General features: G+C 72.2%; 12 protein-coding genes. 7 read left to right on the top strand and 5 right to left on the bottom strand.

Annotation, left to right across the window (positions count from 1 at the left end; all coding sequences use genetic code 11):
• Window positions 1-100: 100 nt before the first annotated feature.
• Window positions 101-1,726 (top strand): FUSC family protein, encoded by a 1,626-nt coding sequence (locus AC0B9F_RS23255; protein WP_472005582.1) that lies wholly within the window; start codon window positions 101-103, stop codon window positions 1,724-1,726.
• The gene (locus AC0B9F_RS23260; protein WP_472005584.1) at window positions 1,723-2,262 is read left to right on the top strand and encodes a MarR family winged helix-turn-helix transcriptional regulator; all 540 of its coding nucleotides are present in this window, start codon (window positions 1,723-1,725) and stop codon (window positions 2,260-2,262) included. Before AC0B9F_RS23255 ends, AC0B9F_RS23260 begins: the two co-directional genes overlap by 4 nt.
• 236 nt (window positions 2,263-2,498) lie before the next feature.
• Here AC0B9F_RS23260 and AC0B9F_RS23265 read toward each other — a convergent pair whose 3' ends face one another.
• From AC0B9F_RS23265 to AC0B9F_RS23275, 3 genes are all read right to left on the bottom strand, one after another.
• Complete coding sequence (locus tag AC0B9F_RS23265; RefSeq protein WP_472005586.1) at window positions 2,499-5,615, bottom strand: NPCBM/NEW2 domain-containing protein; 3,117 nt, start codon at window positions 5,613-5,615, stop codon at window positions 2,499-2,501.
• A 181-nt stretch (window positions 5,616-5,796) separates the two neighbouring features.
• A complete protein-coding gene (locus AC0B9F_RS23270) occupies window positions 5,797-6,561 on the bottom strand; it encodes a VOC family protein (protein WP_472005588.1) in 765 nt (254 codons plus the stop codon).
• A 181-nt stretch (window positions 6,562-6,742) separates the two neighbouring features.
• On the bottom strand, window positions 6,743-7,135 hold the full coding sequence (locus AC0B9F_RS23275; RefSeq protein WP_472005590.1) for a VOC family protein: 393 nt from the start codon (window positions 7,133-7,135) through the stop codon (window positions 6,743-6,745).
• 109 nt (window positions 7,136-7,244) lie between these two features.
• On the opposite strand from AC0B9F_RS23275, the gene AC0B9F_RS23280 reads away from it, so the two are divergent.
• Entirely contained in the window at window positions 7,245-7,784 is a 540-nt protein-coding gene (locus AC0B9F_RS23280) for a GNAT family N-acetyltransferase (protein WP_472005592.1), read from the top strand.
• Between the two features lie 826 nt (window positions 7,785-8,610).
• Here the strand turns inward: AC0B9F_RS23280 and AC0B9F_RS23285 are convergent.
• Window positions 8,611-9,294, bottom strand: coding sequence for a glycerophosphodiester phosphodiesterase (locus AC0B9F_RS23285; RefSeq protein WP_472005594.1), 684 nt, complete (start codon window positions 9,292-9,294; stop codon window positions 8,611-8,613).
• 197 nt (window positions 9,295-9,491) lie between these two features.
• Here AC0B9F_RS23285 and AC0B9F_RS23290 point away from each other — a divergent pair, with 197 nt between their 5' ends.
• From AC0B9F_RS23290 to AC0B9F_RS23305, 4 genes are all read left to right on the top strand, one after another.
• Window positions 9,492-10,889 carry a DUF6421 family protein gene (locus AC0B9F_RS23290; protein WP_472005596.1) on the top strand — a complete coding sequence of 466 codons (1,398 nt, stop codon included), beginning with the start codon at window positions 9,492-9,494 and terminating at the stop codon, window positions 10,887-10,889.
• A gap of 38 nt (window positions 10,890-10,927) precedes the next feature.
• Window positions 10,928-11,683, top strand: a complete 756-nt coding sequence (locus tag AC0B9F_RS23295) for an SDR family NAD(P)-dependent oxidoreductase (RefSeq protein ID WP_472006107.1) — start codon at window positions 10,928-10,930, stop codon at window positions 11,681-11,683.
• On the top strand, window positions 11,680-12,750 hold the full coding sequence (locus tag AC0B9F_RS23300; RefSeq protein WP_472005598.1) for a threonine aldolase family protein: 1,071 nt from the start codon (window positions 11,680-11,682) through the stop codon (window positions 12,748-12,750). Before AC0B9F_RS23295 ends, AC0B9F_RS23300 begins: the two co-directional genes overlap by 4 nt.
• Window positions 12,751-12,828: 78 nt before the next feature.
• Complete coding sequence (locus AC0B9F_RS23305; RefSeq protein WP_472005600.1) at window positions 12,829-13,404, top strand: transglutaminase-like domain-containing protein; 576 nt, start codon at window positions 12,829-12,831, stop codon at window positions 13,402-13,404.
• A gap of 22 nt (window positions 13,405-13,426) precedes the next feature.
• On the opposite strand, the gene AC0B9F_RS23310 is transcribed toward AC0B9F_RS23305, so the two are convergent.
• On the bottom strand, window positions 13,427-14,155 hold the full coding sequence (locus tag AC0B9F_RS23310) for a lysophospholipid acyltransferase family protein (RefSeq protein WP_472005602.1): 729 nt from the start codon (window positions 14,153-14,155) through the stop codon (window positions 13,427-13,429).
• Between the last annotated feature and the right edge of the window lie 14 nt (window positions 14,156-14,169).

The raw sequence follows: 14,169 nt of genomic DNA on the forward strand, positions 1-14,169 counted from the left end.
GACCACCCGGAGCGCACGCAAGCGCAGAGAGGTACGAGGGGCGCGCAGGGAGCGCGCAGGCAAATATTTCACGAGTAAAACACCTGTTAAACTCAATGTCATGCACTTCCGTCCTCTCCCCCTCGCCGGAGCCCTCAGGCTCGGCCGTCCCTCCCCGATCTGGTTCAAGCCCGCCCTGAGCGGCGTCGTCTCGGTGGCGGCGCCGAACCTGATCCTGCTGGCGCTCGGCCGTCTCGACCTGGCGATGTACACGATGGCCGGATCCCTGTGCGCCCTGTACGCCCACAACCGTCCCTACGCCGCCCGGGCCCGGACGCTGGCCTGGGTGGTCCTCGGCATGACCGGCGGCCTCGCCGTCGCCCTGGTCGCGGCGTCGCTGACCACCGGCGCGCTCGTCCTGGTGACCGTCGGCGCACTGCTGGCCGCCGTACAGAAGGCCGTGTGCGACGCCACCCGCGTCGGCCCGCCCGGCAACGTGGTCCTCACCTTCATCAGCTCCGCGTCCCTCTTCGTCCCCCAGACGCTCGCCCAGATCCCCGGGCACCTCGGGCTGGCCCTCGCGGCGGGCGCCTGGGCGTGGCTGGTCGGCATGGCGCCTGGCCTGGTACGCCCGCACGGCCCGGAGCGGCGCGCCACCGCGCAGGCCCTGACCGCGGCTGCCGCCCACGCCACCACCCGGGACGCCCACACCCGCGGCGCCGCGGCCGCCGCCGTCCAGACCGCCTGGCAGACCCTGCTCACCGCGGGCCTGCGCTCCGACCGCACCCGGCGCGGCCTGGAACGCCTCCTCGTCCGCGCCGAGGTTGCCCTGGCCGCACCCGCCGACAGCGACCCCGTACGCCTGCGTGCCTGGGCCCGCGACCTGCGCGGCAACGGCCCCCTGCCGCGCGTGGACGACCTGCCGGGCGAGGCGGAGGAACTCCTCGGCGTGGAAGCGGAGCGCACCACCCCCACCCCCCGCCACCACCACGTCACCCCCCTCGCCGTGCGCACCTTCGTCGGCTGCGCCCTGGCCGGTTACGCCTCTCTCGCGCTCGGCGTCGGCCGCCCCTACTGGGCCCTGGTCACCGCGGCCAGCCTCTACCAGGCCAATCTCACGCTCACCTGGAGCCGGGCCGTGCAGCGCGTGGTCGGCAACGTCATCGGCGTCCTCGTCTTCGCGGCGGTGGTCCCGCTGGCCCACCTTCACCCGGCGGCGCTCGTCCTGATCTGCCTGGCCTTCAACTTCGGCGCGGAGGCGCTGATGGGCCGCAACTACTGGCTCGGCACCCTCTGCGTGACCCCCATGGCACTGCTGATCACCGAGTTCGCCCGCTTCCAGGACTCCACCGAACTGATCACCGAGCGCACGGTCGACACGCTGGTCGGCGCCCTGGTCGGTTTCGTGGCGGCCGTGGCCGTCACCAACCGCCGCTCCGGCGCCCGGCTGGAACACGCCCTGACCACCGCCGAGCGGGCCCGCGAACGCGCAGCCCGCCTCCTCACCGAACCCCAGACCTCGCCCGCCGCCCTGGAAGCAGCCCGCCGCGCGCTCGCCGGCGCGCTGGTCGACCTGCGCGCCACTGCCGAGGCCGCGTCCGGCGAGTGGTGGCAGCGCGCCCTGCCGCACGACCGGGTGGTGCTCACCGAACAGGCGGGACACCGTACGCTCGCGGCGACGGTACGAGCCCAGGGCCTGACCGTGGACCAGAACAAACGCACCGAAGCGGAGGACGTACGGCCATGACGGCGACCGAGGCACAGGGCGCAGCCGGCGACAGGGGCGACACCGTAGCCACCGTCGTCCGGCAGTGGCGGGCGGTCCACCCCGACCTCGACACCGGCCCGATGGAGATCATCGGCCGGGTCAACCGCTGCGCCGCGCTCCTCCAGCAGGCGGAGGACGCGCCGCTGCGCCGGGCGGGCCTGAGCCGCGCCGAGTTCGACCTGCTCGGCGCGCTGCGCCGCACCGGACACGAGCTGACGCCGGGCGAAGTGGCCCGCGAGACGTTCTCCTCCGGCGCGGCCGTCACCAAGCGGCTGAAGCAGCTCACCGAGCGCGGCCTGGTCGACCGCCGCGCCGACACCCGCGACCGCCGCGTCTCCCATGTCAGCCTCACAGCCGCCGGCCGCGACCTGGTCGACGCGATCCTGCCGGAGCAACTGGCGTACGAGACGGCGGTGCTGTCCGCCCTCGACGACCCCGACCAGAACGAACTGGCGTCCCTCCTGAGCAACCTGCTGGGCCGCCTGGAGGGCCGCCTGGAGTCCCTCCGAACGTGACCCGGCCTGCTCCCGACAGCTGAGCGAACCGATATGCCCGCCACGACGTTGCCGCACCCCCCACCCCGTCCCCGACTCAAAAGCCGGCCGCAGGCGCGACGCACGCCACAACGCGACCGCAACGGGCCGCCGCAGGCATCCAAGGGGCGCGGGGCGGTGTCGATATGCGGCTCCGCCGCGTGGGCGCGAGCAACCCCCACTCACCCGCACACGAACAACCGCCCCCCGCTGACGCCTCACGCGCAGTGAAACGCCGCCCCCGCCCAGTCCCCATGATCCCCGGACTTGGACCCATCCGTATCCGTCACGACCAGATGCACATGCCGCGCCCCGCCCACCGGCACGTTCACGTCCACCGGATCGGACTTCCCGGACACCGTCGGCGACGACCACAGCGTCCTGCCGTCGGCGACGACCGAGAACGACACCCCGCCGTACCCGTTGATCTCGTCGTCGATCCCCACGGTCGCCGTGAACGCCGAGCACGCCCCGCCCAGCCAGAACTCGATGTCGGAGTTGGCATGGGCGCCGATGCCCTTGGCGTAGGCGGTGCCGTTCAGGGTGAGCGCGTGTCCGTCGGCCGCCCCGGACTCGCCGTTGCTCCGGTCGCGTTCGGCCGGCCCCCAGCCGTTGGAGGCGTTCAGCCAGGGCAGATCGCTCGCCCACGCGTCCCCGGCCGGCGGTTTCGGCATGGTGCGCACCGCGGCCCGCTGCACGGTCACCCTCTGCTCCCCGGCGGCCCGGTACCGCGCGGTGGCGCCGAGCACCGCCTCACCCACCGCGGCGCTGGCCGGCGGCGTCACCGTGAACTCGGCGCGCGCCCGCTCACCGGCGTCGAGGCTGCCCGGCACCCGCGCGGGCGACACGGTCCAGCCCTCCGGCGCGGCAAGCGACACCGCGGTGTCCTCCGCGCCCGCCCGCCCGGCGGTGAAGTCCACCGTGACCTTCCCGGGCACCCCCGCGCTCATCTCCGCGTCGGCCGACACGTCCAGCGTGCCCACGGCACCGGGCACGCGCCCGCCCACCGCGCTCGCCGCGTCCAGGTCCACCCGGAACGCCCGCGCCGTGCTGAGCGCCCGGGTCTTCACCTGCACGACCCCGGCGCGGTCCCCGGCGTCGTACCACCAGCCCTCAGCGGCCGCCTCGAACGCGGCCTCGGACGTCTGCCGGGGCAGCGCACGCCCGTCCAGCCGCACCTGCGCCGGCGCGGACCCGGTGTGCACGGTGAACCGGTACGGCCGCGCGCTCTGCTTGCCCGCGAACGAGCCCGCGCTCGCGCCGACGTCGATGCGCACCGCACCGCCGCCGCTGCCGGGAGCGGTCACGACCACCTTCTGCTCGGCGTACCGCCCCGCCCGGTGCTGCCGGGTCACCCCGTCGTCCTCGTACAGCGTGAACGAGGACCGGCCCTGCGGATACACGTCCCAGGCCAGCGGCGACGACGCCGTCCGGTCCCGGTACGAGCGGATCCCGGGCCACATCGGCACCGCGGCCCCCGCCTTCACGAACAACGGCAGCGTGTCCAGCGGCGCCTGATACCCGTTCACCGTCGTCGGCCCCTGGTACACCCGCCCCGACCAGTAGTCGACCCACGTGCCCTTCGGCAGATAGATCCCGTCCCGCACGCTCTCGTCCCGGTACACGGGCGCGACGAGGAAGTCCTCACCGCTGAGGAACTCGTACTTCGCCGCGTCCGACGCGGCCACCGGATCGTCCGGGTACTCCAGGGCCAGCGGCCGCACCGCCCCGACCCCGGTCCGGTTCGCCTGCGCCGCGTAGGTGTACATGTACGGCAGCAGCGACTCCTTCAGCTTCAGGTACTTCCGGTTGATGCTCGTGTACGGCTCCCCGTAGCGGAACGGCTGCTTGTCCGACGACGCCCACCCGTCCATCGTCATCACGGCCGGCAGGAACGCCTTCCACTGCAGATCGCGCGCATACGTCTTCGCGCTGCCCCCGAAGATCCCGTCCACGTCACCCGTGGTGTACGCGAGCCCGGACATCGTGGCGCCCGCGTACGTGGGGATCTGCCAGCGGATGTAGTCCCAGCTGCCGGACTGGTCACCGCTCCACTGCACCCCGCACCGCTGCGCGCCGGACCAGCTCTCCGGCGCCCAGGTGAACCCGCGGGCGTCGCTGTTGTCCTCGATCCCGCGATAGGCGGCCTTGCATCCGTCCAGCGCGAACTTGTAGCCGTCGCCGACCCAGGCCACGTCCAGTTTGGCGACCCGCTGGCCCGCCTTGACCTGGTCGGCGAGCTTGTCCAGCCCGTCCTCGGTCCACAGCCCCATCTGCATCTCGCGGTCGCCGAGCCCCTTCGCCGTCTCGGCGAGGTTCTCGTACCCGCAGCCGTAGCCGTCGTTGACCAGCATCCAGCCCAGCGGCATGTCGTTCTTGACGTAGTCGTCGGCGACCTTGAGCGCGTCCAGGGTGTGCCGCTCACCGCGGTTGGCGTTGTGCAGGTAGCAGTCGGAGTCGCCTATCTCCAGGCCGTAGATCGGCGGGAGCATGGGGCGCCCGGTGAGCTGGGTGTACTTGCCGATGACGTCCTTGGCGCTCGCCCCGGCGACGTAGTAGGCGTCGAACCGTTTCTCCTGCTCGGTGGTGGTCACGGGGTCGGTGAAGGCGTAGGTCCCCGGCGCGTAGGTGTTGCGGTAGACGCCGTAGCCCGCCGACGACAGGTAGAACGGCACCGAGTTGGGGTGTCCGCCCTCGTTCCAGTTGTAGTCGACGCCGACCTTCAGGGTCTTGCCGCGCTGCGAGGTGTTCCCGCTGCCGTTCTGCTCGCCGGCGCCGTAGAACTGCTCGCCGGCGCCGCGCGCCAGCGTCTGCGTGGTGGAGGTGCCGTCCCAGCTGAGGCCGCGGGCCTCCTCCCACAGGCGGGTGCCGTCGGCGCGGTAGAGGGCGAACCGCAGGGGCTCCTTGTACACGCGCAACGTGACCTGGTCGGTGGAGAGTTCGTAGCGGTCCCCGCGATCGGACCACCGCGTGGCCGGCGCGGCCCCCTGCGGCAGCACGATGTCGGATCCGACCGGATCGGTGAACGTGCCGTCGGGCGCGGCCTCGATACGGAAGGTGTCACCCGACACGAAACTCACGCGGGCCTTGGCCGCGCCCGCGGTGAACGTGTACACGGCCCCCGATGCCGAGAAGCCGGTGACGTCTCCGATGACGGTGGAAGCCGCTGCCGCTGGGGCCGCCTCCGCGGCTGCGTCCGCGGCCGGGACGGCGGCCCGCGCGGGCGGGGCGGGCGCGCCCGCGACGGCGAGCGCCGCGCACAGGGCCGCCGCGGCCAGGCCGGCGGCGCCGCGCCTTCGGCTGCGCGAGCGGGATCTGCTGGATGGAGCGGTCATATCGGTCCCTTCGCATCCTGCGCTACCCGGCATCGACGGTCAGATGACGGAAACTGCTTGATGCCGGGCCGCATCGAGCAGAATCAATCAAGCGCAGCAGGTATAGCGCACCGCACGCCCCCTTGAACAGAGGGCGTGCGGTGGGGAAGAAACGGCGAAAGGACCGTGAGGTGACTGTGGGTCAGCCCTCCTGGCCGGTCAGATACACCCCGAACATGGCCCCCTGGGGATCGCGCAGCACCGCGATGCGCGGGCCGTCGGGAACGGAGGTGGGTTCCATCAGGACGGTGCCGCCCGCCCCGGCCGCGTCGGCCGCCGTGATGTCGACGTCCGTCACCGCGAAGTAGGGCAGCCAGTGCGGCGGCACCTCGGGCGGGAACTTGTCGTCCATCACCGTCATGCCGCCGAAGTCGTCCCCGGCGATGCCCCACTGGGTGTAGCGCTCCGAGGCGTTGACCGTCCAGCCGAACACGGTCGTGTAGAAGGCCTCGGCCTGCTTCGGCTCACGGGTCATCAGCTCCACCCAGCCGAGCGACCCCGGCGCGTTGAACAGCCCGGCGCCGGGGAAGGCGCGCGCCTGCCACAGCTGGAAGAGCGCGCCCGTCGGATCGGTGGCCACGGTGAAACGGCCGACGTCGAGCACGTCCATCGGCCCGAGGAGCACCGTGCCGCCGGCCGCCCGGACCAGCCGTGCCGCCGCGTCGGCGTCCTCCACCGCGAACGACACGTTCCAGGCCACCGGCTGCGACTCCTGGTACAGCGGCGTCAGGGCGGCCACGGCCGCGTCGCCGAGGTGCGCGACCGTGTAGCCGCCGGCCTCGGAGCGCGGATCGGTCTCGGGCCGCCAGTCGAAGACGGCCGCGTAGAAGCGCTTCGCCGCCTCGATGTCAGGGGTTCCGAGCTCCGTCCAGCAGGGCCCGCCGGTCACCGGTCGGTCGAGCTTCATGGCGTTCCTTCCCAGCATGAGCCCCCCGCAGCACGCTAGCCCGGCCCGGGTGCGGCGGCCACCGGTCGCTTGATCGCAAGCGCGCTCCAGGTTCCACGGTGGCCGGTGACCTGCTGATCCCACGGGGAGGGCGACCTGCCGCATCGAGCGCTACCGCCGGGCGGCCTCCGCGCCCGGGGGCTCAGATCCCCGGCCGGTAGCGCAGCGGATGGTCCGCCGGGATCTCGACCAGCACGATCGGGACGCCGTCGGGGTCCTCGACCCACATCTCGATCAGCCCCCACGGCTCGCGCAGAGGGGGCCGCACGATCGGTACGCCGTTGCCCCGCAGCTCCTCGTGCGCGGCCTCCGCGTCGGCGACCTGGAGCCACAGGCGTACGGCGGGGGAGGGCGGGGCGTCGGAGCGGCCCGAGACTTCGAGGAACCCGCCGCCGAGGAAGTAGACGGTGCCGCGCTCCGGGCCCGTGCCGAACTCGCGGTAGACGGCGAGGCCGAGCTGTTCGCCGTAGAAGACGCGGGAGCGTTCGGGGTCCGTGGGGCGCAGGAGTGTCCGGCTGCTGAGAACGTGCACCATACATCCGGAGCCTAGTGGCAGGGTTACCCTCGACCCGGCCGACCCGCCCGTGCGGCCCACCGTCCGGGACGGCCCCGCCCCGGCCCCGAGACAGAGGGAGAAGCGTTCCATGGAGCCCCCCACCACCGCCCTGACGTTCCGCGACGCCGCCGACGCCGACGTCGACGCCCTGGTCGAGCTGATCGAGTCGGCCTACCGCGGAGACGCCAGCCGGGCCGGGTGGACCACGGAGGCGGACATCCTCGAAGGGCAGCGCACCGACCCCGAGGGCGTGCGGGAGGTCGTCAAGTCGCCCGACAGCCGGCTGCTCATCGTGGAACAGGACGGCGTGATCGTCGCCTGCTGCCAGCTCGAACACCGCGGGACCCACGCCTACTTCGGCATGTTCGCGGTCCGGCCGACCCGCCAGGGCGGGGGCCTCGGCAAGGCCGTCATCGCCGAGGCGGAGCGCCAGGCCGTCGCGACCTGGGGGGCGACCGAGATGCACATGACCGTCATCTCCGTACGTCACGACCTGATCGCCTGGTACGAGCGCCGCGGCTACCACCGCACCGGCCGGATGACGCCCTTCCCGTACGGCGACGAGCGCTTCGGCGTCCCGCAGCGCGACGACCTCCAGTTCGAACTCCTCGTGAAGCCGCTCACCTGACGAGCCCCCTCGCCCGACCACCGCGGGCCCCAACCGCTCGCCCGTCCCCGCCCACCGGGCTCGCCGGACCGACAGCGGCCGTGCCCTGCGCCCCGTGGCTGTGCCGCCCCGGTACTCGGCGGGCGCGGCCGGCTCGGCCGGCCCGGCCGGCCCGGCGGCCGGCGGCTGGCCCTGGGCCTCCGGCGGTCGAGGCTGTGCCCGCGGGCTGGTCCGGCCGGTGGCGGTCGTTCGATCACCCCGGTCTCCGCTGACGGATCCGATCCGGTGCGCGTCGGCTGTGCCGCCTTGGCGCTCGGCGGGCTCAGCGGAGGCCGTGTCGGCGGGCTCGTCCGCCGGCACCAGCGCTGCTCGGCCGCCCGGCATCGAGCGGCTCGCCTGGCCAGCACCGGGTGCTGGACGGCCCCGGCATCCAGCGGCCGAGTCAGCCCTGAGGCCCGACCACTCGGCAACCCCCTGCCCAGCGACCTCGCCTGACCGGCAGCCCGCTCACCTCACCCCTGCACAGTGGTTGAGCCGGCCCGGTGCCCACCGGCTATGTCGCCCCGTCCCCGGGCGGGCTATGTCGCCGCGGTCCCGGGCGGGCTAGGCGCCCCGGCCTCCACCGGCGCAGCCGCGGCCTCCAGCGTGCCCCGCCGTCCAGCCTCCCGGTCGGGCGGGCCCCGCCGTCCAGCTTCTCGGTCGGGCGGGCTCCGCCGCCCCCTGGTCGCCACCGGCCCCGGTCGGGCGGGCTCCGCCGCCCCCTGGTCGCCACCGGGCCCCGGTCGGGCGGGCTCCGCCGCCCCGCCCCCCGGTCGCTCCCGCCCCCGGCCGCCCCCCTCGCCTCGGGCTACGCCGTGAAGCGGCCGGCTCGTTTGATTTCTGGCTGGTCGGTGGTGACGCCGTCCAGTTCCAGGGCGCGGGCCAGCCGCAGGTGCTGCGGTGTGTTCACCACCCAGCTGAAGACCCTGAGGCCCGCCGTGCGGGCCCGCTCGACGACTTCCAGGGTGAGGCGCTGGATGTCGAGGCAGAGCGTCGCCGCGCCGGCCGCGACCGCCCGCTCGACGACCTCCGGGCCGTAGTGCTCGGCGACGAGCGCGGTCCGCACGCCGGGGACCAGCCGGGCCACCTCCGTGATCGCGTCGTCGTGGAACGAGATCACCTCGACCCGTTCCACCAGGTCCCGCGCCCGCAGCACCTCCGCCAGCACCCGTGCCGCGCGCACGTCCTTGATCTCGGCCTGAACCGGCGCCTTCACCGCGTCCAGGACCTCCTCGAAGACCGGCACCCGCTCGCCGAGACCGGCGTCCAGGATGCGCAGCTCCTCCAGCGTCTTGTCGGCGATCGGCCCGCTGCCGTCGGTCGTCCGGTCCACCCGCTCGTCGTGCATGACGACGAGCGCGCCGTCCTTGCTCAGATGCAGGTCGAGCTCGATCGCGTCGAGACCGGCACGCTCCGCGGCCGTGAAGGAGCGCAGCGTGTTCTCCGGCTCGACGCCCATAACGCCGCGGTGTCCAATGGTGATGAAGTTCAAGGTCCGCTCACTTCCGTCGCCGACGGAGCCATCCGTACCCCGCAGCAAGGGGAGAAACCCCTCCTCCGCGACGGGACGGGAAAAACTTCGGTGAACATGGGGGTCGCGCAGGATAATTTCCCGAGCTTCCCCTTGCTGAGAGGAACCGTGTATGTATACGGTCTTCTAACGCGAGGTCTTCCAGTGGAGGATGGGACATGACGGAAATTCTTGTGCAGGCGGGTACGGAGGAGAAGATTCCTCCGGCGAGCAGGGTGGTGGAGCACCCGGCCTGGCCCCGGCTCAAGGATGCCGTGGAGCGCATCCGGCGCTGGCAGTCCCAGGACGGCTCCATCGACCTCGCGTCCGAGGGCGCCCCTCAGCGCGCCGAGGCCGAGGGCGCGGTCCACGAGGTCATCGAGGCCGTGCGCGAGCTGTCCCCGCTGCTGCCGCACGACGCCGCCTACCACGAGGCACTGGTCAAGGACCTCCAGCGGTGGGCCGAGGGCGGCTTCGAGGTGCCGGACTTCCTGGACGCGCTGCTGGCCTTCCAGCCCGCCGCCGACCGCCGGGACGGCCTGCAGCACCTGGTCGTCTTCCCGATGTACACGCAGAACGGCAACCCCGACCGCAACCTCGAGGCGGTCGTGCTGCGCATGGTGTGGCCCGACTGGCTGGCCGAGCTGGAGCGCACCCGCTACGACAACCCGCTGTTCTGCGGCATCACCTTCGAGGACTTCACCTCCGGTTACGACACCAACTCCGCGGTGCTCTTCCCGGAGACCATCGCCGTACGCCAGGCGCCGGAACGATTCTCCTGGGGCGGCATCTTCTGCGACCGCGAGGCCGCCCGCTTCCGCCGGGTGACCGAGGCCGCCGTAGACCTCCTCGGTCTCGAGCTGCCCGAGGACATCGCCGCGATGGTCCACGACCAGAAGCGCTGCGAGGACGCCTTCGTGCTGTGGGACATGGTCCACGACCGCACCCACAGCCACGGCGACCTGCCCTTCGACCCGTTCATGATCAAGCAGCGACAGCCGTTCTGGATGTACGGCCTGGAGGAGCTGCGCTGCGACCTCACCGCCTTCAAGGAGGCCGTGAAGCTCCAGGCGGACGGCGTCCCGCAGGCCCGTGACGTGCAGTACGCCGTGCTCTTCGACCGGATGTTCCGCTTCCCGGTCACCGGCGACCGCAACCGCAACTACGACGGCCTCGGCGGCCAGCTGCTCTTCGCCTACCTGCACAAGCACGACGTCGTGCGGTGGACGGACAACAAGCTCTCCATCGACTGGGAGCGCGCCCCGCAGGTCACCAACCAGCTGTGCGCCGAGATAGAGAAGTTGTACCGCGACGGCATCGACCGCCCGAAGCTGGTGCACTGGTTCGCCGGCTACGAGCTGGTCGCCACCTACCTCGCCCCGCACCCCGGCTCCACGTGGGCCAAGGGCCCCGACGCCCTGGACCTGACCCAGCCGCCGCGCAAGCTCGTCGACGATGTGCTTCCGGACGAGTTTCCGCTGAGCATGTTCTATGAGGCGCTGTCCAAGAAACTCAAGAACGTGATTGCCTCGACCAAGGGCATCACGGCGGACGGCACCGAGCGGATCGCCGCGTGAGCGACCGCGTCCAGAACACTGCTACGGAGGCGAAGAAGATGGCGAACGGGGCTCTCAGCGGTGCGGTGATCGCGGTCGCCGGCGCGGGCGGACCGGCGGGCCGGGCGGCGCTGCTGCGGCTCGCCGAGGCCGGTGCGACGGTCGTCGGCGCCGACAACGACCCGGAGCGGCTGTCCGAGGCCGTGGACGCGGCCCGCTACGCCCAGGGCGGCGCGACCGTCACCGGCGAGACGGTCGATCTGCTGAACCTGGAGGCCACCCGGGACTGGGCCAAGCGCACCGAGTCGGAGTTCGGCCGCGTCGACGGCCTGGTGCACCTGGTCGGCGGCTGGCGCGGCAGCGAGACCTTCATCAAGACCAGCCTGGACGACTGGGACTTCCTGGAGCTGCTGCTCATCCGCACGGTCCAGCACACCTCCCTGGCCTTCTCCGAGGCGCTGCAGCGCAGCGACCGCGGCCGGTACGTCCTGATCAGCGCCTCCGGCGCCACCAAGCCCACCGCCGGCAACGCCGCGTACGCCGCCGCCAAGGCCGCGTCCGAGGCGTGGACGCTGGCCATGGCCGACTACTTCCGCAAGGCAGGGATCGCAGAGGGCGCCGACGGGCCCACCTCGGCGGCTGCGATCCTGGTGGTGAAGGCGTTGGTGCACGACGCGATGCGCGCCGACCGCCCCAATGCGAAGTTCGCGGGCTTCACGGACGTCAAGGACCTCGCCGAGGCCATCGTGGGCGTCTGGGACAAGCCCGCCGCGGAAGTGAACGGAAACCGTCTGTGGCTGACCGAGAAGCCGTGAACCCACCCAAGACCGACGCGCGTCGCCATCACGACCCCGGGGTCCGCGGTTTCGCCAGTGACAACTACGCAGGCGCCCACCCCGAGGTGCTCGCCGCCCTGGCCCTGGCCAACGGCGGGCACCAGGTGGCGTACGGCGAGGACGACTACACCGGCAACCTCCAGCGGATCGTGCGCAGCCACTTCGGCGCCACCGCCGAGGCGTTCCCGGTGTTCAACGGCACCGGCGCCAACGTCGTCGCGCTCCAGGCGGTCACCGACCGCTGGGGTGCGGTGATCTGTGCGGAGAGCGCGCACATCCACGTCGACGAGGGCGGCGCGCCGGAGCGGATGGGCGGCCTGAAGCTGCTCACCGTGCCGACGCCGGACGGCAAGCTCACGCCCGAGCTGATCGACCGGCAGGCGTGGGGCTTCGAGGACGAGCACCGCGCGATGCCGCAGGTCGTCTCGATCACCCAGTCCACCGAGCTGGGCACCCTCTACACGCCCGGCGAGATCCGCGCGATCTGCGAGCACGCCCACGCCCACGGCATGCGCGTGCACCTGGACGGCTCCCGCATATCGAACGCGGCGGCCTCGCTGGACGTGCCCCTGCGCACCTTCACCGACGCGGTCGGCGTGGACATCCTCTCCCTGGGCGGGACGAAGAACGGCGCGCTGTTCGGCGAGGCGGTCGTCGTCCTCAACCAGGACGCGGTGCGGCAGATGAAGCACCTGCGGAAGATGTCGATGCAGCTGGCCTCCAAGATGCGTTTCGTGTCGGTGCAGCTGGAGGCGCTGTTCGCCAAGGACCTGTGGCTGCGCAACGCCCGGCACGCCAACGAGATGGCCCAGCGCCTGGCCGAGGGTGTGCGGTCCGTGCACGGTGTGGAGATCCTCTACCCCGTCCAGGCCAACGGCGTCTTCGCCCGGCTGCCGCACGACGTGAGCGAGCGGCTGCAGAAGCGCTTCCGCTTCTACTTCTGGGACGAGGCCGACGGCGTGGTGCGCTGGATGTGCTCCTTCGACACCACGGAGGACGACGTGGACGCGTTCCTTGCCGCACTGAAGGAAGAGATGGCGCGGTAGCCCACTGCATTGCATAGGTATGCGGTCACCCGAAAAATCATTGACGATCGGGTGATCGCTTTCCTATGCTCTGCGGCCATGGAGCTGATCCAGAACACGCCCGACCTTTCCGCCTACTTGGCGGCCGACGAGGTCATCGATCACCACCACCCGGTGGTACGGCAGACGGCTGCGAGACTGGCCGACGGAGCCACAGACTCGTATGACTATGCGCGCGCCGCCTATGAGTTCGTGCGCGACGAGATCCCGCACTCGCAGGACAGCGGGGACCCGCGCCTGACCTGGCGGGCCTCCGACGTGATCGGGCGGCGCACCGGCATCTGCTGTGCCAAGTCCCACGCCCTGGCCGCGCTGCTGCGCGCCGAGGACATCCCGACGGCGCTGTGCTACCAGAAGTTCGAGGTGGTGCACGGCCTGGTCGCGGTCCGCTTCAACGGCGCCTGGCACCGCCAGGACCCGCGCGGCAACATTCCGCCCGGCGTGGACGCGCGGTTCCGCCTGGACGGGGAGCAACTGGCCTTCGTACCCGACCCCGGGGCGGGCGAGAGGGACTACCCGGAGCTGTACGCCGCCCCGCACCCGGCGATCGTCGAGGCGCTGCGGGCCGCGCCGGACGTCCCGTCGCTGTGGCGGATCTATCCGGCCGCTCTGTGAGCGACGGCTCGCGGACGGGCGGTCAGTGCGCCTCCGCCGCCCGGACCTGCTCCGGCGTCGGCGCCGTACCGCCCAGGTGGGCCGGCATCCACCAGGTGTCGCCGGCGTCCTTCGGACGGACCGGGTAGGCGCGCTGGGCGGCCTCCAGCAGCTCCTGGACGCGCTCGCGCAGCCGGCGGGTGATCGCGCCCGCGTACTGGTCGCGCGGCGCCTCGACGGCCTCGCCCACCCGGATGGTGACGGGGATGTGGCTGCGCTTGAAGTTGCGCGGGTGGCCCTTGGTCCACAGCCGCTGAGTGCCCCACACCGCCATCGGGATCAGCGGGACACCGGCCTCCTGGGCGAGCCGGGCGGCGCCCGACTTGAAGCTCTTCAGGGTGAACGACGGCGAGATGGTGGCCTCCGGGAACACCCCGATCACCTCGCCGGAGCGCAGCGCGTCCAGCGCGTGCGTGTAGGCGGTCTCGCCCTGCTCGCGGTCCACCGGGATGTGCTTCATCCCGCGCATCAGCGGCCCGGAGATCCGGTGCCGGAACACCGACTCCTTAGCCATGAACCGCACCAGCCGCTTCTGGGGCAGCGCGGCGAGGCCGTTGAAGATGAAGTCGAGGTAGCTGATGTGGTTGCTCACCAGCACCGCGCCGCCCGTACGCGGAATGTTCTCCGACCCCCGACAGTCGATCTTGAGGTCCCACGCCTTGAACAGGGTTTGGGCGAGACCGATGACGGGGCGGTAGACGAGTTCTGCCATGGGCGGGAGGGACC

Source organism: Streptomyces sp. NPDC097129 (assembly GCF_055668065.1).